Origin of the sequence: Streptosporangium minutum, assembly GCF_002149035.1 — a bacterium.
GTDB lineage: Bacteria > Actinomycetota > Actinomycetes > Streptosporangiales > Streptosporangiaceae > Streptosporangium > Streptosporangium minutum.
The window spans coordinates 1-25,345 of record NZ_NGFP01000016.1; the positions used below are offsets into that span (position 1 = coordinate 1).

22 protein-coding genes and 1 pseudogene are annotated in these 25,345 nt (G+C 68.2%); 12 read left to right on the top strand and 11 right to left on the bottom strand.

Annotated features, from left to right (window positions below; genetic code table 11):
* The 3 genes from CA984_RS05675 to CA984_RS05685 form a co-directional block, all read right to left on the bottom strand.
* On the bottom strand, positions 1 to 788 hold a 788-nt coding region (locus tag CA984_RS05675; protein WP_207620748.1), incomplete at its 3' end, for an SMP-30/gluconolactonase/LRE family protein.
* A 388-nt stretch (positions 789 to 1,176) separates the two neighbouring features.
* A complete protein-coding gene (locus CA984_RS05680; protein WP_086569036.1) occupies positions 1,177 to 2,061 on the bottom strand; it encodes an SDR family oxidoreductase in 885 nt (294 codons plus the stop codon).
* A 153-nt stretch (positions 2,062 to 2,214) separates the two neighbouring features.
* Positions 2,215 to 3,477, bottom strand: a complete 1,263-nt coding sequence (locus CA984_RS05685) for an MFS transporter (protein ID WP_207620749.1) — start codon at positions 3,475 to 3,477, stop codon at positions 2,215 to 2,217.
* A gap of 79 nt (positions 3,478 to 3,556) precedes the next feature.
* On the opposite strand from CA984_RS05685, the gene CA984_RS05690 reads away from it, so the two are divergent.
* Positions 3,557 to 4,456: a LysR family transcriptional regulator gene (locus tag CA984_RS05690; protein ID WP_086568925.1), complete on the top strand. Its 900-nt coding sequence runs from the start codon at positions 3,557 to 3,559 to the stop codon at positions 4,454 to 4,456.
* 396 nt (positions 4,457 to 4,852) lie between these two features.
* Here CA984_RS05690 and CA984_RS05695 read toward each other — a convergent pair whose 3' ends face one another.
* Together CA984_RS05695 and CA984_RS05700 are read right to left on the bottom strand one after the other, a co-directional pair.
* The gene (locus tag CA984_RS05695; protein ID WP_086568927.1) at positions 4,853 to 5,131 is read right to left on the bottom strand and encodes a hypothetical protein; all 279 of its coding nucleotides are present in this window, start codon (positions 5,129 to 5,131) and stop codon (positions 4,853 to 4,855) included.
* A 51-nt stretch (positions 5,132 to 5,182) separates the two neighbouring features.
* Positions 5,183 to 5,743, bottom strand: a complete 561-nt coding sequence (locus CA984_RS05700) for an RNA polymerase sigma factor (RefSeq protein WP_086569041.1) — start codon at positions 5,741 to 5,743, stop codon at positions 5,183 to 5,185.
* Between the two features lie 888 nt (positions 5,744 to 6,631).
* Here CA984_RS05700 and CA984_RS05705 point away from each other — a divergent pair.
* Positions 6,632 to 7,036: a hypothetical protein gene (locus tag CA984_RS05705; RefSeq protein ID WP_086568930.1), complete on the top strand. Its 405-nt coding sequence runs from the start codon at positions 6,632 to 6,634 to the stop codon at positions 7,034 to 7,036.
* A 643-nt stretch (positions 7,037 to 7,679) separates the two neighbouring features.
* Here CA984_RS05705 and CA984_RS05715 read toward each other — a convergent pair.
* Positions 7,680 to 8,240, bottom strand: coding sequence for a GtrA family protein (locus tag CA984_RS05715; protein ID WP_086568932.1), 561 nt, complete (start codon positions 8,238 to 8,240; stop codon positions 7,680 to 7,682).
* Positions 8,241 to 9,099: 859 nt separating this feature from the next.
* Here CA984_RS05715 and CA984_RS05725 point away from each other — a divergent pair.
* Positions 9,100 to 9,795, top strand: a complete 696-nt coding sequence (locus CA984_RS05725; RefSeq protein ID WP_165781116.1) for a hypothetical protein — start codon at positions 9,100 to 9,102, stop codon at positions 9,793 to 9,795.
* Positions 9,796 to 10,278: 483 nt separating this feature from the next.
* Positions 10,279 to 10,731, top strand: coding sequence for a BP74-related protein (locus CA984_RS05730; protein WP_086568934.1), 453 nt, complete (start codon positions 10,279 to 10,281; stop codon positions 10,729 to 10,731).
* A 346-nt stretch (positions 10,732 to 11,077) separates the two neighbouring features.
* Here the strand turns inward: CA984_RS05730 and CA984_RS47030 are convergent, their stop codons facing one another.
* Complete coding sequence (locus tag CA984_RS47030; protein ID WP_086568936.1) at positions 11,078 to 11,266, bottom strand: hypothetical protein; 189 nt, start codon at positions 11,264 to 11,266, stop codon at positions 11,078 to 11,080.
* 294 nt (positions 11,267 to 11,560) lie between these two features.
* Here CA984_RS47030 and CA984_RS05740 point away from each other — a divergent pair, with 294 nt between their 5' ends.
* From CA984_RS05740 to CA984_RS05770, 7 genes are all read left to right on the top strand, one after another.
* Positions 11,561 to 12,268: a TetR/AcrR family transcriptional regulator gene (locus CA984_RS05740; protein WP_086568939.1), complete on the top strand. Its 708-nt coding sequence runs from the start codon at positions 11,561 to 11,563 to the stop codon at positions 12,266 to 12,268.
* 263 nt (positions 12,269 to 12,531) lie between these two features.
* Positions 12,532 to 13,353, top strand: a complete 822-nt coding sequence (locus tag CA984_RS05745; protein WP_086568942.1) for a class I SAM-dependent methyltransferase — start codon at positions 12,532 to 12,534, stop codon at positions 13,351 to 13,353.
* Positions 13,354 to 13,533: 180 nt separating this feature from the next.
* Positions 13,534 to 13,779: a transposase gene (locus CA984_RS49195; protein ID WP_086568944.1), complete on the top strand. Its 246-nt coding sequence runs from the start codon at positions 13,534 to 13,536 to the stop codon at positions 13,777 to 13,779.
* 146 nt (positions 13,780 to 13,925) lie between these two features.
* Positions 13,926 to 15,188, top strand: coding sequence for a dicarboxylate/amino acid:cation symporter (locus tag CA984_RS05755; protein WP_086568946.1), 1,263 nt, complete (start codon positions 13,926 to 13,928; stop codon positions 15,186 to 15,188).
* Between the two features lie 86 nt (positions 15,189 to 15,274).
* On the top strand, positions 15,275 to 16,453 hold the full coding sequence (locus CA984_RS05760) for a threonine synthase (RefSeq protein ID WP_086568948.1): 1,179 nt from the start codon (positions 15,275 to 15,277) through the stop codon (positions 16,451 to 16,453).
* Entirely contained in the window at positions 16,450 to 17,088 is a 639-nt protein-coding gene (locus CA984_RS05765) for a helix-turn-helix transcriptional regulator (protein WP_086568950.1), read from the top strand. The genes CA984_RS05760 and CA984_RS05765 overlap by 4 nt, the downstream gene beginning before the upstream one ends.
* Positions 17,089 to 17,129: 41 nt before the next feature.
* On the top strand, positions 17,130 to 17,549 hold the full coding sequence (locus tag CA984_RS05770; protein ID WP_086568952.1) for a RidA family protein: 420 nt from the start codon (positions 17,130 to 17,132) through the stop codon (positions 17,547 to 17,549).
* Between the two features lie 196 nt (positions 17,550 to 17,745).
* Here the strand turns inward: CA984_RS05770 and CA984_RS05775 are convergent, their stop codons facing one another.
* Together CA984_RS05775 and CA984_RS05780 are read right to left on the bottom strand one after the other, a co-directional pair.
* The gene (locus tag CA984_RS05775) at positions 17,746 to 19,041 is read right to left on the bottom strand and encodes a leucine-rich repeat domain-containing protein (RefSeq protein ID WP_165781117.1); all 1,296 of its coding nucleotides are present in this window, start codon (positions 19,039 to 19,041) and stop codon (positions 17,746 to 17,748) included.
* 405 nt (positions 19,042 to 19,446) lie between these two features.
* Positions 19,447 to 22,083 carry a DUF7825 domain-containing protein gene (locus CA984_RS05780; protein WP_133061557.1) on the bottom strand — a complete coding sequence of 879 codons (2,637 nt, stop codon included), beginning with the start codon at positions 22,081 to 22,083 and terminating at the stop codon, positions 19,447 to 19,449.
* Between the two features lie 658 nt (positions 22,084 to 22,741).
* Here CA984_RS05780 and CA984_RS05790 point away from each other — a divergent pair.
* Complete coding sequence (locus CA984_RS05790; protein ID WP_086568961.1) at positions 22,742 to 23,926, top strand: hypothetical protein; 1,185 nt, start codon at positions 22,742 to 22,744, stop codon at positions 23,924 to 23,926.
* 42 nt (positions 23,927 to 23,968) lie between these two features.
* Here the strand turns inward: CA984_RS05790 and CA984_RS47725 are convergent.
* Both CA984_RS47725 and map read right to left on the bottom strand, forming a co-directional pair.
* A pseudogene (locus CA984_RS47725) lies at positions 23,969 to 24,348 on the bottom strand (IS5/IS1182 family transposase); the annotation flags it as partial.
* Between the two features lie 107 nt (positions 24,349 to 24,455).
* Entirely contained in the window at positions 24,456 to 25,280 is an 825-nt protein-coding gene (gene map / locus CA984_RS05795) for a type I methionyl aminopeptidase (RefSeq protein WP_086568963.1), read from the bottom strand.
* Positions 25,281 to 25,345: the final 65 nt, after the last annotated feature.

Below are 25,345 nucleotides of genomic sequence, written 5' to 3' on the forward strand. Positions count from 1 at the left end.
GCGGTGTACGGGGTGGTGGGGGTCGGGCTGGTGTCGAAGCGGGCGTTGGGGAGGTACAGCCGGGACCCGAAGGCTGCCACGGTCGCCGGTACGTCGAACCGGCGATCACTCACCCGCCGCACGACGTGGCCGTCGGTCCCCGCCGCGTTCAGCCGCAGGACGGCCACGGCGTTGAGCCGGTTCTGCACCGCGTACAACGTCCGGCCGCGCAGCAACAGGCCGTCGCCTTCCCGCAACGACTCACCGTGCAGGTCCACCCGGCGGGTCGCACCGGACCAGTCGACGCGGAACAGCCCACCGGTGTTCGACTGCACGACCATCAGGCCCCGGCCGTCCGGAGTCGGCGTGATCCCGTTGGCGTTGAAGCCGTCGCCGTACACCAGGTCCCCGGTGAGAGGGATCCGCTGCGCGGCGGTGGGCAGCCGTCCGTCGCGCAGCGGCAGCTTGTAGAGCACCGGGTTGGTGGAGTCGGTGAACCACGCGGCGCCCTTGGTGAGGATGACGTCGTTGACGAACGCCGGGCCGGTGGCCAGCCGGTAGGTGGCCAGCACCCGGCCGGTGCGGGAGTCGACGACGCGCGCGTCGCCGCCCGTGCCGCCCGCCACGAACAGCCGTCCACGCTCGTCGATCTGCATTCCAAGGGATGGTGTGCCGGGGCCGCGACTGATGATCGCGCCGCGTCCGGTACGCAGGTCGGCGCGGTAGATGGAACCGTCGGCCATGGAGCCGATGAAGGCGAACGGGCCGGAGCCGATGGCGATGCCCTCGGGCTGGAAGCCGTCAGGCAATGAGATGGATGTCGGAGATGTCCCGGCCCGTCGGTCCGATGTCGCTCCGGCGGAACCGCCTATGGTGACGGCCAGTGCGAGGGCGGCGAGAAGCGCCCCGAGGCCCCTGATTGATCGCATCATCTGATGCCCTCCTAGCTTGTTCAGGCCCTATCGAGTGCCATGGCTTCTTGGTGGGGTCGCGGCCGACAGCGGCATGAGGAAGCTCGTTGACTCTGGCTCCTGGTCGGCCACCGCCGCACGGGCAGGTCAGTACGCGGCGGCGAATCCGCTCTGATGGTGTCGGGGCCGGTCGCCTCATCCGGCAGGGCCGCCGCGAGTTCCCCGACGGAGATCGCGGAGTGGTCCGCGGCGTCACAAGAACCCCGCGGCTGACCAGCGGGTCGCTTCAGCTGTCCTCGGCCGGGGTGAACGCTGCGGCGTGGTCGCGGACGAAGCCGGCGATGTCGCGCGGGGGGCGGCCGAGAAGGTCGGCGACCGTATCGGTGGTGAAATCTCCCCAGCCGGAGACGTACGCCTGCGCGTACTCCTCGAGCATGTCGACGATCCATGTCGGAACGCCGTAGCCGAGCAGTGTCTTGCGCTTGGCGTCGTCGCCGACCGGCAGGTACGTGATGGGCCTGCCGAGCGTGAGCCCCATTTCGGCGGCGACCTCGTCAACTGTCAGCGAGCGCGGGCCGGTGAGGGTGTAGGTCTGGCCGTGGTGGCGATCCGGGCCGTCGAGGAGCACGCGGGCGGCGCAGTCGGCGATGTCGCGCACGTCGATCATGCCGATCCGCGCCGAGGCCATGTTCAGCGAGAACGTGCCGGTGGCGGCGATGTCGCCCGCCTCGTTCAGCAGGTTCTGCATGAACCAGTGGGGACGCAGGATCGTCCAGCGCATGCCGCACCGTTCGGTCTCCCGGTCCGACAGCGCGTGCAGCCTGCCGCTGCGGTTCGGCGCGTCGTGTGCCGCACCGACGACGGACAGGCGCACGACGCGCTCCACGCCGGCCTGGCGTGCGGCCCACACGGCGTTCATGTTGTGCTCCGGAGCACGCGGGCCGTKTGGGGTGAGCAGCCACACGTCCTGCACACCCTCGAAGGCGGGCGGCAGCGACCGGGGGTCATCGAGGTCGCCGACGAAGACCTCGGCGCCCTGCCCGCGCGGGCCGTCCGCTCTGGACTCGTCGCGGACGAGAGCGCGAAGGTCCACATCGGCCCCTTCCAGCGCATTGATCAGCGCGGTGGACACGGTTCCGGTGGCTCCGGTGATCAGCACGGTACGCGACACGTTCATTCTCCTTTGGTGGGGACGGGGATACGGATCTGGTTGCGGACGACGCCGGCCGTCAACCGCGCACGGGCGAGTGCCTCGGGTGCCACGCGGCTCCCATGTCTCCCGCCGCTCCGAACACGGTGACGTGCATGGTTTCAGCTCCTTGGATCAGTTGGCCGAGGCGGCCGGTGTCGCGTCATGGCCTTGATGAACTGCGGTCTTCGCAGGCTTTCCTGCCGTCCGGCCGGCAGTGATGCGCTCCAGGACCCAGAGCACGACGGTCCCGGCCGAGAAGGTGGCGCCCAAGACGCACACGCCGGTCCAGCCGCCGTGCGCCCAGACCACCGCAGCCAGCGCGGACCCCACCGCGCCGCCGACGAAAAGGCAGGTCATGAAGGCGGAGTTGATCCGGTTGCGGGCCTCGGGCCGCAGCGCGTAGATGACGTTCTGGCTGCTGTTGAGCACCGCCTGATGCGCCAGGTCCAGCACGATCACGCCGACGAGCAGCCAGACCAGCGTGCTCGCCCCCGCCGCGATCGCCGCCCAGGACACCACCAGCAGGACCGTCCCGGCGCCGGTCACGACCTGCACATACCCACGGTCGGCCAGCCGCCCTGCTACCGTGGCGGTCAGCGCACCCACGGCGCCGACCAGCCCGAAGAGTCCGATGGCCGACTCCGACCAGCTGTAGGGCGAGCCCACCAGCAGCAAGGTCAGCGCCGTCCACAGCACGCTGAACGAGGCGAGGCTCAACGCGGCGATGCCCGCCCGCCACCGCAACAAGGGCTCGTACCGGAACATCGCCACCGTCGAACGCAGCAGACCCGGGTAGGACCGGCCTCCGCCGTCCCCGCCGAGCCGGGGCAGGAAGGTACGCAGCAGCACGGCCATCAGCGCCATCAAGATCGCGGCCGCCCAGTAGACCGTCCGCCACCCGCCCAGCTCCGACAACGCCCCGGACGCGGTGCGCGCCAGCAACAGGCCGAGCATCAGCCCGGTCATCACCGTGCCGACCACCCGGCCACGCTCGGCCGGGGCCGCCAGCGTCGCCGCGAACGGCACCACGACCTGGGCTCCCACCGAGGTCAGCGCGGTCAGGGCCGTGCTGACCAAGAGCACCGTACCGTTGGGGGCGGTCGCCGACACCAGCAGAAACACCGCGGACACCGCGTAGAGCGACACGGCAAGCCGCCGCCGCTCCAGCAGGTCGCCGAGCGGCACCAGCAGGATCAGCCCCAATGCGTACCCGGCCTGTGCGGCCGTCACCAACAGCGCCGCCGACGATGGTCCGATCCCCATCTCCCGGCCGATCAGGTCAAGCAACGGCTGCGCGAAGTAGTTGCCCGCGACCGCCAACCCGGTCGCCACCGACATGAGCAGAAGCAGCCCGCGCGACAGGCCGCCGTCCGAATGGGAAATCGTCGTCGTCATGCGCCCAGCTTCGGCGACAGGAGATCAATGAGTCCAACGCATGTTTGTCATCGGATCGATCGTGCATCACGATTAATCCATGGAACTGCAGCAGATGCGCTACGTCGTCGCCGTCGCGGAGACGAGCAACTTCACCCGGGCCGCCGAGCAGTGCCTGGTCGTCCAGTCCGCCCTGAGCCACCAGATCGCCAAGCTGGAACGTGAGCTGGGCGCCAAGTTGTTCAACCGCACCAGCCGCCGCGTCCGTCTGACCCCCGCCGGTGAGGCGTTCCTGCCCGCGGCCCGCCAGGCTCTCGACGCCGCCGAACGGGCCCGCGCCGAGGTGGCGGCCGCCGCCGGTGAGATCCGTGGCCGGCTGGCCGTCGGCGCCATCCCCACCGTCACGGCGGTCGACCTGCCGGCCACGCTGAAACAGTTCCACCTGCGGCATCGGCAGGTGCGGATCAGTCTCCGCTCCGGCGCGAGCGAGGAGCTGATCGAACGGGTGCGGCAGGGTACCCTGGACGCCGCCTTCCTGGGGCTTCCCCCGAACGCGCACCCTCAGGGCGTCCGCGGTCGCGAACTGGCGCGTGGTGACCTTGTCGCCGTGATGGCGCCCGACCATCCGCTGGCGGACCAGGAACGCGTGGATCTGCACCAGCTGTCGGACGAACCGTTCGTCGACTTCCCCCCGGACACCGCCGCCCGGGCCCAGTCGGACGAGGCGTTCGCAGCGGCCGGAGTCCGGCGCGAGGTCGCCTTCGAAGCGACGACCGTGGACTTCATAGCTCGCCTGATCCGGCAGGGCCTGGGCATCGGGATGATGCCCGCCGCCTTCGTGTCCGAACTCCCCGATCTGGCCGTTCTCCAGCTTCGCGACGCTCCTGCGCGCATGGAGTACCTCATCTGGAGCCGCTTCCCCCCGTCCCCCGTCGCCGCGGCGTTCCTGTCCGCCCTCGGCATCTCGGCAGCGGAGTCCTCGGAATCGCCGGGTTCGTGACTTCAGGCGTCCGTCGGCGAGGATGTCCCGGACCGTCAACGTGTTGATGATCCGGGACAGTTCTGCGGAATCTGCAGGCACGGCATCCCGAGCTCCTGCTCCTCGCGCTTGCTGGAGGCCGGCTCGCCGCGTTCGCCGAAGCGGATTCAGTCGTTGACGCCGTTGTAGTCCTCGACCACGTCCAGCCCGGACTCGGTCTCGTGCTGCGGGTCGCGATCACAAGGCGCCGGTAAGAAGCCCGTCAGGAGCCCCAAACGAGGTTGATCTTGCTGTGAGCCTGTGTAAGCGATGCTGAGCGGGCATGGCCCGCTCCCTGCTGCAAATCCTTGGCCCGTGCCGATGGCTCGCCGGTACACGCCTTGCGGCAACCCATAACCCGCCGGGCCGCGCCGGCCTTCAGACGCTGCTTCGGGGACGGTCGGCGACCTTCAGCTCGCAAACGCCGTCCGAGCACGAACGTTGTAGCCGCCCCCTCGAGATCGTCTGCACCAGCCCGATCGCCCAGCAGGTCGGACATCCACGGAAAGCGAACACCCCGACGGCGGCGAGCAGCAAGCTGACCGGCCCGACCACCGGGATGAGCGCGACCGAGCAGATCAGCGCCCCGAAACCGACCGCACCGCGCACCAGGTGCCGGGACAGCGACGAACTCGCGAAGCTCTGTTCATCAGTCATCGGCATCTCCAGGAACCCGGATCCGACAACAACGAGATCTCACGTGAGCGGTCAAACAGCGGCATCGAGATCCCCCGGAGCTGGATCGGACAACGTGCGCTGTACCGCCGTACGGGCGCGATGCAACCGCGACTTCATCGCCGCGGTACTGAGCCCCAGCCGGTCGGCGACCATCCGCCCGCTGAGTCCTTGTACGTCCCGCATGATCAGCACCTGCCGCTGATCGGCGGGCAACGCGGCGATCGCATCCGCCACGCGCGCGGCCTCCAGACGCTCGAACACCTCGTCCTCGGCCGACGGCACCACGGTGGCCTCGGTGAACGGCGGCAGAGGCCGCTTCATGAAATGCGCCCGCCGGATGCACTCATTGCGAATGATCCGGAACATCCACGAAACGAGCGCACCCGTGGCACGCAAGGTTCCGATCTTGCGATAGAGGACGATGAGCGCTTCCTGCGCAGCGTCCTCAGCGTCCTCAGGCGTGGCGCACAACGACCGCGCGAACCGCTGCACGTGCGGGTGAGCATCCGACACCAGCGCTGCGATCGATTGGACGTCGCCGCCGCGTGCGGCGGCGACCAGTCGCTCGTCCGACCATGTCGTCTCAGCCACGTCCACGCCTCCTTCGGCGGAGCACGACGACACTACACGTGCAGATGAGCACGGCACCGACGGCGACGGCGATACCTACGACCACGACAACCTCCATGTCCGTGTCGCCGGCGGGATTGCCGGGACACGTATATGAGGCACTGACATCGTCAAAGGATTCGCCTCACCGGCGAGAAAGCCGAACAGACCTGAGTGACGTCGATCACCGGCACGAGTCGATGTCGTCGCATGCCGCGTCCGAGACGGGCGCAGCGGACCATCCGTGGACGATGAGATCAGCTCGGTCTCGATCGCCCGTACGCTCAAGGACTCGTTCCCGGGACCGTGGACGCGGCGGGTGTAGGCGTGCTCCTCCTCACATGCCGTGTACGTCCGCATGGCGTACACGCTCAGCCCCTGAGCGTCCCGACACCCCGGCTGGGCAGGTCGGGGATCGTGCCGATCTCCGCCATACGGCCTCTACCTCGCCGGCGGCGGCCACTTCCGCGACGACGAAGGCCCGCACGACGAACCGCCTTGATGGCGCCGACCCAGGCACGACGATGGGCCCTGGCGATCGACACCGGGGTGCTGACGGCGGCGATCCCGCCCCTCTGAGATGGCCCGCAAGATCACCGGAGCCCTCGACCCAGCTGACCGGCCCGCGCGCTCGCCGCCGACCATGCGGTGTCGTGTCAGCGGCCGCGTCAGGACGGCAACAGCCCGGTATCAGAGCGGTCGGCGATCGTGGATGCCATGAACGGTTCAGCGATTGCGACCTCAAGGCTGGGTGAGATCCCCTCGGACGACCCGACCTGCGCAATCGAGATACCGGACACCACCAGGACCGCATTTCACCATCCGTCCGTTCAATCGGACTTCGGAACAGATTCAAAGGAGCACACCATCATGTCCGTCACCCTTACCGACCAGGACAAGCTCACCCTACGGACCGCCGCGTGGGGCGCCGTCTCGCTGATGTCCGCCGCCGGCGTCGCCGACTCGGCCCACAAGGTCGCCACCCACGGCTCCATCGCCCTGACCTCCGCGACCGGTCTGGTCGGGCACGTGCTCACCAAGGCGCCCAAGGGCGTGAAATGGGGCAGGTCCACAGCCGACCTGGCCGACCAGGTGCTGCCGGCCCTGACGGCGGCCATGATCCTGCTCAAGGAGCAGGCTCCGGCCGAGGCCGACAACTTCCGCGGCACCGTCGTCGTCGCCATCGAAGCAGCCGCCCGGACCCACCAGGGCGAGCCCAGCCCGACCCTGGCTGCGATGATCCGCAAGATCACCGAAGCCCTCGACGCCGCTTGAGGGCATGCCGACCCGCGCGGCGGCAGCTGGTCACCGGGGTCCTGTCCGGACCCCGTGGCACGGCGGTGTGCCGGGTCGGGGAAGGGGCCGAGCCCGGCCATGGCGGCCAAGCCGGCTCGCTCACCTGGCCCACACCCGCCGGCATGGACGCCCAGGTCCACCCGGGCCACACACTGCGGCTGGTCACCCGGCTCATCGCCGCCGATGAGGATGTCGGGCTACTCATCGTGCCCGGGGCCGAGCACCGATTCATCGACTGTCTGACGTCCGCGAGCGCGCCTGGGACTTCCCGGTGCGCGAGCTGATGGGCACGCGCACCGGGAAGCCCCGTCCCCTGTCAACCCCGAATCGCTCGGCGAGCTGTTCGCCTGAGCGCGACACCAGAGACGAAGGAGCCATGAAACCCCATCCTCACCCGTGATCACGGAGACCAGGGCGCGCACCTACGGCGTGCACCGGCACCCGGTCATCCTCGGCAAAGCCTTCCGGCGAGTGGCGGTCACGGGAATCCCCCGGATTCATCCGTGGGGAGCGCTTCAATCTCCGGCAGGGTCGTGACCGAGTTGTTCTTTGGTTGAACGACAAGCTGAGGGAGCCTCGATGCGGCAATGCACCGCGGCTGCCCGGCGAGTGGAGGGGTGGATCAGGCCGCCTCGTCCTTGGGCTTGGGAGCTGGAGCCAGCCGCACGCGGCCGGGGTGGGCCTCCTCGTCGGGGAAGACCCACTTCCGGAACGCCCAGAAACGGAAGACCATGGCGATCAGTGTGCCAATGACCTGCGCGCTCACGAAGTCGGCGATCTCCTGGGTGACCAGGCTCACGTCCGGGGTCTCCAGCAGGAACACGTACCGGGAGATCCATAGCGGCACGGAGCTGAGCACCAGACCGACGCCACTTACCAGGAAGAACAGCGCCGCCTCGTGATGGCGCTCGCGACCGCCCCTGGTCCGGAACGACCATTCACGGTTCAGCACATAGGACACGATCGTCGCCACGAGCACCGCGATGACCTTCGCAGTCACTGGCTTCGGTTCCAGAACAGTTAGCTTCAGCCCATAAAACACCGTGTTGTCCACCAGGAACGCTGCTCCACCCACCACCGCGAACTTCAGCAGCTCACGGTGCTTCAGGGCAAGGGCGGGCAGCGGTCCTGGCAATCTTGCGAGTACTGCTTTTGCTATGTCGAAGCATCCCGATCTTCTCACCAGCCGGACACCCTGGCCTCAAGACTCACTGACACGGCCTTTCCGGCTCGGGCGGCTGAAGCCGCACTTGTCGACATCTGGTATCAATCCTCACTCACACCACAGTCGGGTACTTCGCGGTGGAGCGCCCGTCAGGGGCCGGACCGTCTCGGTGACCGGATGAGCCATCCAGCAAACTCCAGCCAGGACACGACGTTGGGATATGACTCCCCGCCGAAAGCGGATGCTCAACATCGATCAGGCGGCCACCATACATTCGTTCCATTGCGCCCCACCACTGATGCCGTAGCGGACGCGCGGAGAAGGTCCGTCAGAAAACCCATGGTTCCTTCCCGCGTAACGAGTCCGCCGACCGGCAGCAGTTCAGACGCACAACGGATCGCCGCCTGTCGGTCTCGCCCTCCGCGGAGCCGGGACGCCCGTACTTCGCCAGAGAATATCTGGGCCGCTTCTCAGGACGGCTTCATCACGGCCTTCACTCGGCCGGCACACGCTGCCTCAATCCCCCAGCACCCCTGTACGGCCTCCGAGTGGCAGGCGCTTGGCGACATCCAGCCGTACCTCGCCACAGGGCTGGACGTGCTGCCAGAACAGCGGTGTCAGCCCCGGCGTCCGGCCGGGACGGCCGATCAGCACCGCGCAGCTGACGCGGCGGCTGGACCAGCTCGGGATTCGACACCGGCCAGACCCGCAGCACCGCGCTCTTCCAACTCGCCACCGAGATCCCCGCCGTGATCCTCGCCCGAACCCCGGGTATCCACACCGACGTCGCCCTCGCCCGGCAACGCCTGCCGGCGGGCGACTGGACCAACTACGCCGCCGAAACCAGCCGCCGCACCTCAACATAGGAGGACACCGGATGACCAGCCATGACTCCCTTGCGGACAGCGGAGTCCAGGATCCCTTCGGCACGTTGCACCGCGCATTGTGGATCGGCGGCGGCCAATGGGCCGGAAAGTCGACCGTGGCCCGGCTCTTGGCCGTCCAATACCGCATCACCGTCTATCACTACGACTACCACGACGCCCGCGGTCACAACGATCGCCGGATCGCCCGACGCGTCGACCTCGGCGAGCCCGCCACCGAACCCGACCCGGACAAGCTGTGGGTACACACCACCCCAGAAGAGATGGCCACCGCGACCCTGGCCGGTTTCCCGGACCGGTTCGAGTGGGCCCTGGACGACCTGCGCGCGCTTGTCTCAGGCCATCCGATCATCGCCGAAGGCTGGGGACTCCGCCCCGAACTCGTCGCTCCCATCATCGACTCACCGCGCCGGATGGTCGTCATGGTGCCCACGCCAGAGTTCCGCCGACACCAGCTCCAAGAACTACCGCGCGCCGCCTCGCTCGGGCACCGCGTCAGCGATCCGGCCCGCGCACAGGCCAACCGCCTCACCCGGGATCGCCTCGTCGCGGAGGACGCCGTCCGCACCGCCCACCGGCTCGGCATCCGCGTGATCGAAGTCGACGGTTCCCGCGACGCCGCTGCGATCGCGGGGATCGTCGCCGACCATTTCAGCCCCTACCTCCCAGGGCAAGATCACAAGTCTTGATCAACAGAGGCATTCGGAGGGTTCCGATGCCCGACGTCACCATTAGGCCGCCGCAAACTCGACTCCCACGCCGCCTACCGGATGGCCTTCATCCTCGGCGGCGGCGCCTGAAACTCACCTGCACCGACCCCGCCGGCGAGCAAACGGAGCTGCTCGGCGCGGCCGTACCCGAACCGGACGGAGCCTGACCCCGCTGCCGGCCACCGGCCCGTTTCCCGCGAGCGGGCCACTGCCCCGTTCGCAGGTCCAACCGAGATACGGAGGAAAGCGGCTATGAATCGATCATGACCGCGATCTCGGAAGTGGACCCGGCGGCCTACGCGGTGCCGCCCTGCAGAATCCCGGAACCGGACCCGATCCCAAACTGCAGGGCCGAAGAGCGGGTCCGAATGGGGACAACAGAGAGCACTTTGTGTGCTCGAACAGTTACAGTCGGTAGCGAACGGCCGTGGACACGGCCCACCAGGCACCGGAGAGATGCCCATGCGACGTATCACCCCCAAGATCGCCGCACTCGCAGCGGTCACGATGCTCGCCCTGGCCACACCCGCCCAGGCTCAGCCGACTGACGCCGCCCAGCACGCCGCCGACACGACGGCCTACTTCGAGTTCACCGACATCACCCAGGAGAGGGCCGTCCTCAAGCTCACCGACCCCGCCAAGATCCAGCACGCAAGAGATCTGATCAGCGGCGCCAGCACCGACAAGCCCCATGTCATCGGCAGGATCGTCAAGCGCGCCGCCCCCTACAACCCGCGCTGGAGCTACCACTACAACCCCGACACGATCGACTTCTTCGAGCAGGCCATCGAGGTGTGCGACGCCACGATTCCCTACGTCGAAGACCACCTGGACGAAGCGGGCGGCGCGTTCCTGCCCGGCCTGGTCTGGTGCCCCTGGACCTCACGCCTGGTGCGCGAGATCTCCGCACCGTAGGCTCCCACGCTTGCGGCCTGCCGGCGACCTCCCATCGCAGCGGCCGCAGCGCCGTGGTGAACGACGGAACCCGGGCTGCTGATGTGCAGCCCGGGTTCCTTCGCGCCATTGCCGCCGCATCGCCGACGCGCGGGCGCGTGGATTGTCTCCTCCGCAGTCACCCGCGCCGGATGGGTCTCAGCGCGACGGCAGGCTCGCCGGGGCCTGGGTGCCACACAATGCTGCGAAAGTGCTACATCCCAGAGGGCCGGCGACAACCGGCAGCGGGGTGTGGCCGGTATCGGCGGATCAGTACCCGACGCCCTCCAGCCGCTCCGGGGGACCTGCACTGGAACCGGATCGCGCGTCAAGCCGGCTCGGGGAGGTCAGGAGGGGGGCGGAACGGGTCATCCGAGGGCGTTGACGTGCCTTCCGGCGACAGCGCGGCGAAGCCGAACAACCCGATCAGCAGCGGCAACCGGAACTCCGCGCCGCCCAGGCCGATCATCCTGCCCAGCACGCCTACCACCGCACCGGCCGCGAAGGCCAGCGGCATCGAGCGCACCGCACGAATGCGAGGGTGCCGCAGAACTGGTGCGCCGGTCGGTAGATACGGCGGGCCGGGCCGAGGATTCCGCTGACCTCGTTCGGCTGCTCCACATCGACGCTGGTCAGCGATATCTGTTGGATTTTCCTCGGTTGCCACCGGGCCACGGGACGGTCGATTTCCTGCCCCGCGAGCGGCACCCGGCCAGGGGCGATCCCTGGTTGTCAGCGCCTCGGCCGCGGAGTACGGTGTGACTAATTGACCATATTTCAAACCCAGTCAATAAATCAGTGGGAGTGTACGGTGCCCGGACGACCACGGCAGGACCTCAATCGCGCGGACCGGATTCTCGACGCGGCGGCCGACCTGCTCATACGCCTCGGCTACCGCAAAATCACGATCGAGGACATCGCCCAGCAGGCCGGGATCGGCAAGGGCACCGTCTACCTGCACTGGCGCACCAAGCAGCAGCTCTTCGAAGCCCTGATCCTGCGTGAGGCCATCGCCTACGTCGGCGAACTCATGGACGGGCTGCGCGCGGACCCGTCCATGGTGCTGCCGCACCGCCTGATGGCCGCGTCGTTCCTGATCGTTCACGACCGGCCTGTGCTGCGGAGCATGTTCAGCGGTGACGCGAAACAACTGCAGGCCGGCATGGCCGACAGCGCCATACGCGGTCACGACCTGTTCGCCACGGCCAGGTTCTTCGACCTGCTGACCCGCCACGGGCTGGTCCGCGACGACGTACCGAACCAGGCGTACGCGTGGAGCGCGGTACACAGCGGCTTCCACCTTCTCGGCAACCTGGATCCGGCGACCGCCGAGCCGGACGTGCGGGCGCGGGCCGACTCTCTCGCCCACGTCGTCCGGGCCGCCTTCGAACCGGCCGGCCGGCCGGATCCGCAAGTCCTGGCGCTGGCTGCCTCGGAAATCATCGGCGTCTTCGAAGAGGTGATCCCGCCCTACCGCGAACGGATCTACGGCTACCGGCGCACGTCAGAGCCGACGTGACCTGCCGGTGTACGGCCCACCGCGAACGACACCGAGCTCCGGCGGCCGCCGGGCGTTTTCACCCGTACGGACCCGCCTGGTTCACCCGTACGGACCCGCCTGGCCACGCCTGCCGCCGACACCTGATCCACCGCGCTGTTCAGCCGCTCGCCCGCCGTTCGCCCCGGCATCGCCGCCAAGGAGACGTCGGGGCGGACCGGCTCCCCGTCGCCCGGGACGCGTAACCGGGAAACCTCACATCCACCTCAGAAAGGATCGGACCTATGACGATCACCCTCCCGGAGTTCACCCCGATGGAGGACAGCCTGTGGCTGACGCTGTGCGGCAAGGCACTCGACTACCGCAGGCCGGACCCCATCCTCGGCGACCAGATGGCCGACGAGATCGTCCGGAGACTCGGCTACGACTGCGGCAGGTTCAAGCTCAGCGAGAGTCCCGTCATCAACATCGCGCATCGGAGCAAGAAAATGGACGAGGTGGCGGCGGATTTCATCGCCCGCCACCCGAACGCGGTCGGGCTCGACCTGGGAGCCGGGCTTGACAGCCGGTTATTCCGCCTCAACCCGCCGTCCACCGTCGACTGGTACGACGTCGACTTCCCCGATGTCATCACCGCCCGGCGGAAAGTGATGCCGGAGCGCGCGAACGGCCACGGCATAGGCGCCGACCTGGTCGACCTGAACTGGCTGGAGGCGGTCCCCTCCGACCGGCCAGCCGTGATCATCGCCGACGGACTGCTGGCGTTCCTCACCCAGGAGGACATGATCGCCCTGCTGAAGCGTCTCACCGACCGCTTCCCCAGCGGGGAGATCGCCTTCAACGGCTACTCCAGGTTCGCCATCTGGGCCGCGAAAAAATACCGCGGCACCCAGTCCGTCTCGGACCTGCTCAAGTCTCCCGGCTTCGACGATCCCCGCGAACCCGAACGCTGGAACCCCCGGCTGAAGCTGGTCAGGGAGATCCTGCTCACGCGAGAGCCCGAGGTCGCCCGGTTCCCGACGGCCCTGCGCCTGTTCACCAGGCTGTCGGCACGCAGCGCAGCCTGGTCCCGCAAGGGGACCACCGTCCTGCACTACCGCTTCTAGCGGCCTGTACGGAGATGAGATCATAGGGACTCGCCTGCACATCGGCCCGCAATCCTGGTAGGCCATCGTCAGGGCGGGTGGAGACCTCGCCGACGAGGAACGATCCTTGATCGAGCCTCACCTGCCGCTGGGTGAGCGAGGCCCGATCCCGGACCTGCGGCGGCAGTTCAACGCCGTGATGTGGCGGTTCGTATCGGCAGTCCGTGGCGGGATCCGCCCGCCGAGTACGGCCCCTGGTCCACCGTCTACGACAGATTCCGGTCATGGGCCACGGCCGGCGTCTTCGAGGAGCTGACGCAGGCCATGATCGCCGAGGCCGCGAAGAAACGCGGCTCGCGCGGGGGACCTCCCGCCGGGCGACGAGAACCATCAGACCTGCACGGAACGTTTTTAGAATTTTCTTGCATTTCTGCAATTCTTGTCTAAGACTGTGAGTGAGCGGGACCACATGTGTGCCAGCCACACCGAGCGTCTCCTGGAGCGAAGCCTGCAGCCCACTGCTCCGTGACGGTCGTTCGGTCCCCGCCGCTCGCACCGGCTGGTGCGTCACACCGTCCGTCTGGAGTTGCTGCATGAATAATCTGATGAGCCGACTGATCGTCGGCGCCCTTGTCCTGGGGGTGGGAGCAGGACTGGTCTTGCACTACCAGTTCGCCTCGAGCCGCGAGGAGATCGTCGCGGTCCTGGAGACTGTGACGCACCTCTTCCTCAATCTGATCAAGATGGTGATCGCCCCGCTCATCTTCGCGACGATCGTCAGTGGCATCAGCGGCATGGCGAAGGCCACGGGCCTCGGATCGCTGTTCGCCCGCTCGATGGTGTGGTTCGTCTCTGCGTCGCTCCTCGTCGGCGCCTACGGATTTCTCGCGGCGCACGCCATGGGCGTGGGGAACGGGCTGGACCTGACCCCGGCGGCAGGCGGGTCCGGCATCGAGACCGAGCCGGTCACGCCGGCCACGTTCATCGAGGGACTTGTCCCGCAGAGTTTCATCGAGGCGTTGGCCTCCAACAAGCCGATCCAGATCCTTGTGTTCTCGATGTTCTTCGGGCTCGCGTTGCTCGCCCTCAAGTCCGCCACCGGCGACTCCCGGCTGGCCGACGCGATCGACGAGCTCACTACCGTAATGCTCAAGGTCACCGGGTACGTGATGACGCTCGCACCGATCGGCGTCTTCACCGCCGTCGCCGCAGCACTCACCGCGGAGGGTGTCGGCGCCTTCGCCACATTCGGGGCGCTGATCGTCAGTTTCTACACCGCACTGGCAGGCCTGTGGGCCGCCCTGATCGCCGTGGGGGCCCTGTTCCTCGGCCGCGGAGTGCTCCGGCTGATCGCCGCGGTGCGCGAGCCCATGTTCATCGCGTTCTCGACGTCGAGCACGGAGGCCGCATTCCCCAAGATGATCAGCTCGCTGACTTCCTACGGTATCGACCGGCGGACGACCGGTCTGATCCTTCCGCTGGGCTACGCGTTCAACATCGACGGCTCGATGATGTACATGACGTTCTCGTCAGTGTTCCTGGTCAACGCCTACAACATCGACATGCCCGTCGCCCAGCAGATCCTGATGTGCCTCGTCCTGCTGGTGAGCAGCAAGGGCATGGCCGGCGTGCCGCGCGGCGCGCTCGTGATCATCGCCGCGGTCGTTCCCGGCTTCGGTGTCCCAGCGGCCGGCGTCGCGCTGCTGCTGGTGATCGACCAACTGCTCGACATGGGCCGGACCGCGACGAACATCCTCGGCAATGCCGTGGCCGTCGCCGTCCTCGGCCGCGGCGCGACCCACGAAACAACACAAGCCGGCGATGTTCCCGCGGCGGCCACCGAACTGGTGCGCTGACCCAGCCGTCCATCCCACGCGCCTCGACCACTCATCTGACGTTCCCCTCGCGGGGGAGCCACCTGCCGAAGGGTTTCAACAGCTCCATGAACGACACCACCAGCACCATGACCGATACCCCGTTCCTCTACGACAGGTCCGGCCGGCGTTACGCGGTCACCGACCGGCGCTGGCGCGGTGAGGACGGGACGCCTCTCGCCCTCAGCCCGGTGCCAGGGCTCACGCCCGACCAGATCGACACCGGCGAACGCTCCCTCTGGCGCTACCAGGCCGCGATCCCGGTCTCCCCTCGACACCGGGTGAGTCTCGGAGAAGGCTGCACCCCCATGCTGCCGCTGGACTGGGACGGGCTGCGCGTCCACTTCAAGCTCGAGTGGTTCAACCCCACCTCCAGCTTCAAGGACCGCGGCATCACGGTGATGATCTCCCACCTGCGCGGACAGGGAGAGACGCACGTCCTTGAGGACAGCTCCGGCAACGGCGGCTCCTCGGTCGCGGCCTACGCGGCTGCCGCCGGGATTCACGCCAAGATCATTGTCCCCGCGGCGACGTCGGCCGCCAAGATCCTCCAGGCACGCGCGTACGGTGCCCAGATCGAACTCGTCGAAGGCACTCGGGAGCAGGTGTCCGACGAGGCGATCCGTCAGTCTGAGCGGATCCCCTACGCCAGCCACAATTGGCACCCGTTCTTTCTGCAGGGCACCAAGACGATCGCCTACGAGATGTGGGAGTCGCTCGGGTTCAGGGCGCCTGACAACATCGTGCTCGTAGCGGGTGCGGGCAGCAACATCCTCGGCTGTGACATCGCGTTCAGCGAGCTGCTCGAGGCGCGTCAGATCGGCAGACGCCCCAAACTCCTGGTCGGCCAACCGGAGCACTGGGCCACCATCGCGGACGCGGTGAACGGGATCGATCCGCAGAGCCGAGGACCGCGGGTCCCGACGATCGCGGAAGGAGCCTCCATCGCCAACCCGGTCCGGCTCCCGGAGACCGTCGAGGCGATCCGTCGCTCAGGTGGTGCGGCAGTGGCAGTCACCGAGGACCAGATCCGTACGGCCGTGCGCAAGCTGGCCTCGCGTGGTCTGTACGCCGAGCCGACCAGCAGCGTCGCCGCAGCGGCCCTCGATCATTTCCTGGCCGACGGCACCATCGGCCCTGACGAGACCACCGTCGTTATCCTCACCGGCGCCGGACTCAAGTCCGCAGAGAAGATGGCTACTGTCTTCGACACCGACAGCAATCCAGAAGAGGAGAGCCGAGCGTGAACTCTGACGACCCCGACGAGCACCTTCTACTCGAAGCCGAGAAGATCGCGATCGCGATCGGACGCATGTTCCCAGGCCTGTGTGAAGTGGTCCTCCATGACCTGCGCCAGCCAGAGCACGCGATCCGCGTTATCGAGAACAACCTGTCCGGCCGCAAAGTGGGTGACTCCGCCACCGAGCTGGGGCTCCGCCGGATCGCCGACCCGAACTACCCCAGCGTGATCCAGAACTACCCCAACCAGTTCCCGGACGGTCGTCCGGTCAAGAGCACGTCGATCGGGATCAAGAATGCTGATGGCCGCTACGTCGCTGCACTCTGCCTGAACCTCGACGTGTCGACCCTCTCCCCCATGACGCTCAGCCTGGCCAATCTGGTGGCGACCGAGGTCGAGCACCGAGGCGAGGCATTGGAGACCCTGCGAGACCGCACAGCGCGGGAGTTGCGTGACGTCATCGAGACGTTCGCCGCCGAACGGGCCGCCACCCCACGAGCACTCAGCCGTGCCGCCAAGAAAGACCTTGTCAGGCAGCTGCACCATGACGGCTACTTCGCCTCCAGGAGTTCCACCGAGACCATCGCAGACCTGCTCGGGATCTCCCGGAGCACCGTCTACAACTACGCCAAGCAGTCCTGACCACCGACTCCTGGCGCCGGCCATCACGACGAAGGAACACGATGCCCAACCCCGCAACCCCGAACACCGAGCGCAGCGACATCATGCACCTGCGCGACAGCCCGGACCTGGTCCAGCCGCTGGGCCACTACTCCCATGTCGCCATCCACGGAGGTCTCGTCTACGTGTCCGGCCAGCTTCCGGTGGACCAGCACGGCACTGCCCTGAGCGACCAGGCGTTCGACGTTCAGGCGCGCCAGGTCCTCCACAACCTCGACCAGTGCCTGATCACGGCAGGCACTGACCGGTCCCGCCTCGTCATGGTCACCGTCTACGTCACCGACATCGATCAATGGCCGGCGTTCGACGCCATCTACGCCGACTGGATCGGCCGGCACCGCCCCGCTCGCGCGGTCGCCGGCGCCAGCCGGCTCCACTACGGCGCCGCAGTCGAGGTCCAGGCCATCGCGGCCCTCTCCTGAGAAAGGCCACCCGGAACTGTACGTCACCGGCTCTGGCGCAAACGCGGTGGTGACGGAGTGTGCGGACCGGCAGGGCGATCTCGGTGTGCCTCGAAGATCTCGAAGACGATGCTCCCGCAGTCGGCCGACGTGGTCCTCGGGCAAGGTGATCGCGGAGCAGTAGGTCATGCGTGTGAGCTACCTCGCCGACCTTCACCTACGCGGAGCCATCTTGTGGATCCGGAGCCTGCAACCCATCTGAAGAGCGGTCGTCGACGTCGATCGGGTTACCCGACAGGTTGATCCAGGTGAGGTCGGGGAGGTCGCCGAGCGACTCGGGCAGGGCGGTGAGCCGGTTGTTCCACAGTTCGAGATCGGTGAGGTTGGTGAGGTTGCCCAGTGTCTCGGGCAAGGCGGTGAGCTGGTTGCCGTACAGGCTGAGCATCGTGAGGTCGGTGAGATTCCCCAGCGTCTCGGGCAGGGTGGTGAGCCGGTTACCGCTCAGACCCAGCAGGGTGAGATCGGTGAGGCCCCCCAACCACTCCGGCACCGTGGTGAGCAGGTTGTCGTGTGCGGTGAACGCGGTGAGGTCGGTGAGGTCCTTCAGTGTCTCGGGCAGGGCGGTGAGCCGGTTGCTGCTCAGGTCGAGTTCGGTGAGGTTGGTGAGGTTGCCCAGTGTCTCGGGCAGGGCGGTCAGTTGGTTCTTCCACAGGTGGAGTCCGGTGAGGTTGGTGAGGTTGCCCAGTGTCTCGGGCAAGGCGGTGAGCTGATTGCCGCCCAGGTCGAGTTCGGTGAGGTTGGTGAGATCGCCCAGTGTCTCGGGCAAGGCGGTGAGCTGATTGCCATACAGGCTGAGCTTCGTGAGGCCGGCAAGGCCGCCCAGCGCCTCGGGCAGGGCGGTGAGCCGGTTACCGCTCAGATTCAGCAGGGTGAGGTTGGTGAGGTTGCCCATTACCTCGGGCAGGGCGGTGAGCTGATTGCCGCCCAGGTCGAGTTCGGTGAGGTTGGTGAGGTCGCCCAGCCATTCGGGCAACGTCGTCAATCCGAGCGTGGGGAAGAACTCCGGCGCCAGCATCCCGAGCGAGGACAGGTTGAGTCTGGTGAGGGCAGTGAGGTTTTTCAGCGTGTCGGGCAGGGCACTCAGATAGTTCTCACTCAGGTTGAGCTCGGTGAGGGCGATGAGGTCTCCCAACGAGTCGGGCACCTGGCTCAGGCCGTTTTCACTCAGGTCGAGCACCTTGAGGGTGACGAGGTCTCCCAGCGTGTCGGATACGGTCTCCAGAAAGTTTGCACGCAGGTCGAGCTCGGTGAGAGCAGGGAGATCCCGCAGCGAGTCGGGTATGTCGCTCAGGTTGTTCTCGCTCAGATCGAGCCTGGCCAGGTGGGTGAGATTGCCAAGTGATTCGGGGGTCTCGCTCAGGCCGAGGGAGGACAGGTCGAGCGTGGTCGATCCGTCCCGCAGGCACCTGTCGATGCGCGCGTGGGCGGTCCTGCGGCCGTTCTCGGACTCCATTGAGATCCTTCTCCTCGTCGTCGGGCGTCCGGCTCCGGCCCTGTCGCGCCGTTTCAGGCGCGAGGGGCGATGGCAAGGGTAGAGACCCACGCTGCGGAACGGCTTGCGGATCACTGGGGTGCTCGGCCGCTGATGCCGTGACCGGCGGAACCGCTCCGCCGCAGCTGTCGTAGGGCTTTTGCGGGATTCACCGGCCCGTCGCCGGATCATAATCATGATCATTCTCAGCGCTGACGACTGCCCGCAGGTTCTTCACCCCCGAGATCGGACAGATCGAACACCAGGTGGTCCGGTGGGCGGTGCGGAGGCCCGGCGTCCTCGGGCCACTGCCACACCTCGGGCTCGCCGTGCAGTCCGAGCACGCCCGGCAGCGTCTCGGCGAACTCGCCAGAGCGGAGCGGCGTCTCAGGCAGAGATCACCTCGTGCAGACGCCGCGCCTCGTGGATCAGCAGGCTCGAGCCCTTGCGTGCGGCCAGCTCCGCCAGCCCCGGTATGTCGCCCCGCGCCCCAGCGCGCACCGCCGCCCGCACGGCGACCTTGAGGAGCTCACCCAGCCCCGCCCTGGCCTTCTCGCCGGGCCCGGGCAGCAGCAGCGGCACCGCCTGCGCCAGGGCCGTCCACACCTCGGCGTGCGCCCCGGCCTCCGTAACCTCGTCGAGGATGCCGGTGATCCGGTTGAGCTTGACCTGCTCGCCGCGGACCATGTGGCCCACGGCCCGGCCGAGGTCAGCCGCGGGCAGTTCCCCGTACGCGGCCAGCGTGATGATCGCATCGGCGGCCAAGGCCCGCTGGGCAGGGAGCTGATGCCCCATGCCGACGACGATCGTGCTCACGGTCGCGATGCCCACCGGGCCGTCGTTGTGCGCCAGGGCGGCCACGACCTCCACCTGGCCATCAGTGCTGTCCATGAACCATGGCAGGCACTCGAGTACGTGCGCGGCCACGGCCTCCCGATGGGACGGCATCATGGACGGCCACCACACCATGTTCCGGGAGAAGGCGGGATAGCCGGCCTTGGGGGCCAGCGTCCAGAGCTCGGCGAGCCGCCCGGAAACGCCCTCGGGCGGTGCGAGTCGGGCATGCGCCTCCTGCAGCGACTCGTGGTAGGTCGCCGGGCGGTCGAACACCTCGAGCTCCCAGGTCACGACGGGGTCGGGCAGCCCGCCGTCGCGCAGGCAGGCAGCCAGCCGCCGGCCCGCCTCCGACGGCAGTTTCTCCGCCCGCACGACCAGCTCCGGATCGATCTGGCGCGGCAACCGCAGCAACGCCTGTAGGAAGTCGGACTCGAGCGGCTCGACTCCGTCCAGCCGTTCCATGCGCGCGACCAGGGTGGCGGCGTCGACGTGCCCGGTGGGCGAGGTCGGTGTGGCCAGCAGAACGGGGATCGTCTCACCCCGTTCAAACAGGGACATGACCTCACGGAAACGCCGCTGGACGAATTGCTGCGGGGCGGGCTCGGAGCTCGGCCAGCGGCTGCTGTCGTCGTTCAGCATTGCGGTCAGCTCGCGGCCGTCCGCGGGCGACACGATGGCCAGCGCGCAACGGGACAGCAGGGAAGCGATGTCCTCGTCGAAGCCGGCGACGCCGTACACGAGGGTGCTCGCCTCGAACGGGTGCCGCCAGTTCGTCCGCCACCAGGACTGCAACCCCGCCGCGACGGCGTCGCGGTCCTGGTGGGCCAGCCCGACCATGGCGGCGAGGATGCGCTCGAACCGCGGGGGGTCCGTCGGCCAGAGCGGCATGTCCAGCTCGGCGGCCAGTTCCGTCACCGAGGTGATGGGCAGGGCCAGGGCCGGCAGCGGCGTCGCGCTCAGCGTGGGAGCGGCCACGGGCTCCGGCTGGACTCCGTCCACCGGGCCGAAGGCGGCGGCCAACCGCTCGCGCAGGCCGGTGGGCAACCGGGTGGCCGCCTCGCGGATCGCCTCCCTGGCGGGTTCGGCGGTGTGCGGGGCGAGCTTGACCGCGACCCGTACCGCACGTTCGCGCAGGCTGGGCGTGTCCACGTCGAACACGGCCGCAAGGGCGGCCAGCGCGACGCCGCCCTTGGACGGGGGCGCGTCGGCGATCCACTTGACCGCGGCCGCCATGTTCTTCTTCTCCGGCCGGTACGCCAGCGCCTGGACCGCCTCGGCGAACAGCTCATCGTCGAGCGCTCCCGCGGACTCCGCCCGATGCAGTTCCTCCAGCGCGAGCTGCACGACGGGCGAGGACGCTGACGGCAGCAGCCGTACGAAGTCGACCACCGGGATCTCGGCCGCCTCCGGCTTCAACTCCCGCCACAGCGCGACGAAAGGACCGGCCTCAGCCGCATCGCCTCCGGCCAGGAACCGGCTTGCGCAGCCGTCGAGCAGCGCCTGGCGCGGCACGCGGCCCGTCCCGGCCAGCGCGACCAGCTCGCCGATGATGGTGTGGCCGTCCGCCCAACGGTTCCAGTCCAGCCCGTCCGCCACGCCCTGTGCCTGGAACAGGCGCGGCAGCATGTGATCGAGCAGCCGATCGTCGGCGAGCACCGGGGCTCCTCCGTTCATCCGTTGCCGCTCGGCCGTCCGCAGCACCCACCCGGACACGAACGCGTCGTTCTCCGGCGGCTCGGCGTCCGTCTCGATCACCAGCGCGGCGGCCAGGTCCCAGTTTCCCAGCGCCCGCACGCGCCGCCACGTCGAACCGGTGGTCGGCCGCAGCCGCCGCACCAGGCGGACGGCCAGGTCGCGGCGCCACTCCACCGGCCGGTTCCCGAGCACGGACATGACGCGTGTGGCGTCGGCCTCCGGCTCCACCCAGCGCAGTTCCCGCCGGTTGAGCCAGGACGCCACCTGTTCCGCCCCGCTCAGGCAGGCGGCCCCGGCCAGGCGGTAGAGGGGCGCCAGTTCCCTGACCCGCTGCTCGGCCTCGAACCCGGCGCGCCCGCGCTTGCTCAGATGAGCGGGCAAGTGCCGAGCCACCGCACGCTTGTCATCGTCGCCGAGGCCGTCCAGCAGCGCCACGAGGCTCGCGACGGAGCCGGTCTCGATGCGGTCGAGCACATCCTGCACGGGGTTCATGCGGGTGCCCCGATACGGGCCGGATCTGACCTGTTCTCGATCATGGGCCGCAGCCTATTGATCCTCACCGACAATCGGTGCGGCTCGCCTCTGCACCTGATCCGAAGAAGATGGCATCGGATCGCTGCACTCCAGGCAGCAGCCGGCCGTCGCCCTGGCCCTCCGCGACCGCGCTGCAGGCCGTTCGCTCCGTGCTGGACGTCCCCTCGTGCAAGGACACGAGCTGTGCCGTTCCCCGCCGAAGGAGCCGTATCTGCCCCGTCGGCCCCGCGCCGAGGGCCACGACATCAAGGACGAGGACGTCGCCCGCCTCTCCCCGCTCAAGGACCGGCACATCGACGCTGGACGCCGGGCCGCTGCTCCAGCTGGCGGATCGCGCTTACTACCGGGACCCCGGCCAGTGGCGCCTGGTCCGAATGCTCGTCAAGACGCTGAGAGTGTTGCCGAACCGCCCTCTTATGTCCTCCTGTAGTGATCTTGTCGCGCTCCGATACTGACGCTTGGATCTAGGAGTGATCTTCTTTGGCGCGTCACGAGCGGCGGGTTCCGGACAGCTACCCCACCTCACCCACCTCGCCGCCTGTCCTGCCCGGCCCGCTCCCCTCGTAGGACGCAGGTCATCGGCCCGCGCCGCCCTCCAGGAGAAGGAGTCGTAACCATGACCATGCTGACCTACACCCTCCTCACCGACCCGGCGCCCCTGGAGGCGTCGGCGGCCGGGCGGCCCCCGTCCACCGGGACGGTGTACCTGGTCGTCACCAACACCGGGCAGCAGGCGGCGTTCTGGTCCACGATCACGGTGCGGGTGCCCGTCGGCAACGGCGCCGGCGACCTCACCTCGGACTTCGGCAAGATCAAGCCCAAGGGCGAGTACGGCACCTGGTCGGGCGCCCTGTCGTCGGTGAGCGTCCAGCCGGGGCCGCAGGGCTCCAACGCCTTCCAGGTCACCGCCCCCGGCGGCAGGGCCTCTTTCGCCCCCGGTGACCACATGGTGCTGACGCTGGAGGAGGTCACCGTCGCCCCCGCCGCCGGGCTGGCCGTGCTGAAGGTGACCGAGAACACCGGCAGAACCAGGACCGGACGCCTGAGCAGCAGCGTCGCGGCGGTGCCGCTGGTGAAGACCGCCGCCAAGGAGATTCCGCCGCCGTGCGATTTCCGCCCGGACAAGGTCATGCTGGACGGCACAGACACCCTCACGCTGAGCTGGGAGGGCTCCGACGACTTCAGCTACGAGATCCTGTTCCCGGGCGGGCAGAGGTCCATCACTTCGAACGCGCGCTCCTGGTCACCGGCCGCCGCCGACGCCCCGAAGCGGGCCACCACCTACATCCTTGTCGCCACCTCCCGCAGCACACCCCAGCGCAAGCACTACCTCACCACGACCGTTCAGGTGCGCAATCCCGTCCTGGAGGCCCTCACCGCCACCACCGGCATCGACACCCCCTGGGTCCAGGGAGCGACGGACGCGACCAAGGGGCGCGTCATCTTCACCGGCACGGGGGTGGAGATCTCCAACAACTCCGGTGGGCAAAGCACCGTGACGGCCGACAAGGCCGACCTCACCGGTGTGAACACCGGATGGGTGCAGGGAAGAAGCGCCGACGACGGGTGGATCAGCTTCCCCAAGGACGGACTGAATGTGTACCGGGACGGAACCAGGAGCTGGGGAAATGTGGCGGCGGAGAAGGCCGATCTCAACGGCGTGAGTACCAAGTGGGTGCAAGGCAAAGGCGACCGCGACGGGTGGATCGACTTCTCGTACTACGGGGTGAACGTGTTCCGGCACGACGAGGGCACAAAGAGGTGGGGAGTCCTGGGGGTCAACAGGATCGATCACCACTGACAACGTGTGGAATCACCAGGTCCGTTGCCTCTGGGTGCCGTACATGGGAAAGCCCGGCCCTCCTGCCCCGCCGCCGGGCGTCTTGCCGACACATCCGTCGATGGCCACGTCCTCCGGCAGGAGGCCGACGATCCGGTCGTAGGCTTCCAGGGCGATCCGCTTGAGCTGAGCGAAGATCCCCGGCTCGATCCACTCATCGACGGGTGCGCAGTCTGGCGACCGAGCAGGTCGTGCCGGCGATCGCGTCATACGAGCAGCCGAACCGCAGGACCTGCAGGAGCTTGTCGGACACGATCCGGTCCGGGACTCGGCGCCGGTGACAGCCCAGCGGATGGGCGGGGTCGTAAGTCGGGTGCTCGGGCAGCAGCCACGTCGAACTGGATCGACAGCGGTTCGGCAAGCCATGATGGCAGGACGGGCATGGATGATCCTCGTTGTCGATCACGGAGCGTGGACAACTACGTGATCTTGAGGCTCCGTGTCCGTGTCGCATCCCCGCCCGGCGGACGCCCCCCATCCGCGTGACCTCTTAGGCGTCCTTCGTGGATAGCCGACTGGCGGAATCAGCCCGCGTTGCCGGGTTCTCCGGTTCACGCCGGGTGAGCACCAAGGGGGCGTCCTCGGTGATGGCCACCGTGTGCTCGGAGTGGGCCGTGCGCGAGCCGTCCGCCGACCGAATGGTCCAGCCGTCGGCGTCGTAGACGATCCGGTCGGTCGTGCGGGCGAACCAGGGTTCAAGCGCGAGGGTCAGGCCCGGCCGGAGCGTGAGTCCGCGCCCTGCCCGGCCCCTGTTCGGAACGTGGGGTCCCTCGTGCATGGTGCGGCCGATGCCGTGGCCACCGAATTCGTTGTTGACCGGATAACCGTAGTCGTGGGCTACCGCCCAGATGGCCGCCGAGATGTCACCCAGGCGGTTGCCCGGACGTGCCACCTCGATCGCCGCCTCCAACGCTTCCTCGGTGGCGCGGATGATCCGCAGGTCCTCCTCGGCGGCGGTCCCGACGACAACAGTGCGCGCCGAGTCGGCCACCCAGCCGTCGACGCTGACCGCGAGGTCCGCGCTGAGTACATCGCCGTCACGCAGCGTGTAGTCGTGGGGGAGGCCGTGGAGGACGGCGTCGTTGACCGACAGGCAGATGACGTTGCGGAACGGGCCGCGTCCGAAGGACGGCGCGTAGTCCCAGTAGCACGACTCCGCCCCGCGCCGTTTGATCATGCCGCGCACGTGGTGCTCCAGGTCCAGGAGGTTGACGCCCACGTCGGCGAGCCGGCCGACCTCGGAGAGCACCTCGGCGACGAAACGCCCGGCCACGTGCATGCGTTGGATCTCCGCAGGCGTCTTCAGTTCAATCACGAGTACCTCGCGTCACAGGGGTCGGTATAGTTATACCGGCACCCTAACACTTACCGGTATAGTAA

Coding starts and splice junctions, on each gene's coding strand:
- CA984_RS05775 (WP_165781117.1), bottom strand. CDS start 19,041: ATGGAGTCCGAGAACGGCCGCAGGACCGCCCACGCGCGCATCGACAGG.
- CA984_RS05780 (WP_133061557.1), bottom strand. CDS start 22,083: ATGAACCCCGTGCAGGATGTGCTCGACCGCATCGAGACCGGCTCCGTC.
- CA984_RS05705 (WP_086568930.1), top strand. CDS start 6,632: ATGTCCGTCACCCTTACCGACCAGGACAAGCTCACCCTACGGACCGCC.
- CA984_RS05755 (WP_086568946.1), top strand. CDS start 13,926: ATGAATAATCTGATGAGCCGACTGATCGTCGGCGCCCTTGTCCTGGGG.
- CA984_RS05725 (WP_165781116.1), top strand. CDS start 9,100: ATGACCAGCCATGACTCCCTTGCGGACAGCGGAGTCCAGGATCCCTTC.
- CA984_RS05770 (WP_086568952.1), top strand. CDS start 17,130: ATGCCCAACCCCGCAACCCCGAACACCGAGCGCAGCGACATCATGCAC.
- CA984_RS47030 (WP_086568936.1), bottom strand. CDS start 11,266: ATGCCGCTGGCCTTCGCGGCCGGTGCGGTGGTAGGCGTGCTGGGCAGG.
- CA984_RS05730 (WP_086568934.1), top strand. CDS start 10,279: ATGCGACGTATCACCCCCAAGATCGCCGCACTCGCAGCGGTCACGATG.
- CA984_RS05690 (WP_086568925.1), top strand. CDS start 3,557: ATGGAACTGCAGCAGATGCGCTACGTCGTCGCCGTCGCGGAGACGAGC.
- CA984_RS05760 (WP_086568948.1), top strand. CDS start 15,275: ATGAACGACACCACCAGCACCATGACCGATACCCCGTTCCTCTACGAC.
- CA984_RS05695 (WP_086568927.1), bottom strand. CDS start 5,131: ATGACTGATGAACAGAGCTTCGCGAGTTCGTCGCTGTCCCGGCACCTG.
- CA984_RS05685 (WP_207620749.1), bottom strand. CDS start 3,477: ATGACGACGACGATTTCCCATTCGGACGGCGGCCTGTCGCGCGGGCTG.
- CA984_RS05790 (WP_086568961.1), top strand. CDS start 22,742: ATGACCATGCTGACCTACACCCTCCTCACCGACCCGGCGCCCCTGGAG.
- CA984_RS05745 (WP_086568942.1), top strand. CDS start 12,532: ATGACGATCACCCTCCCGGAGTTCACCCCGATGGAGGACAGCCTGTGG.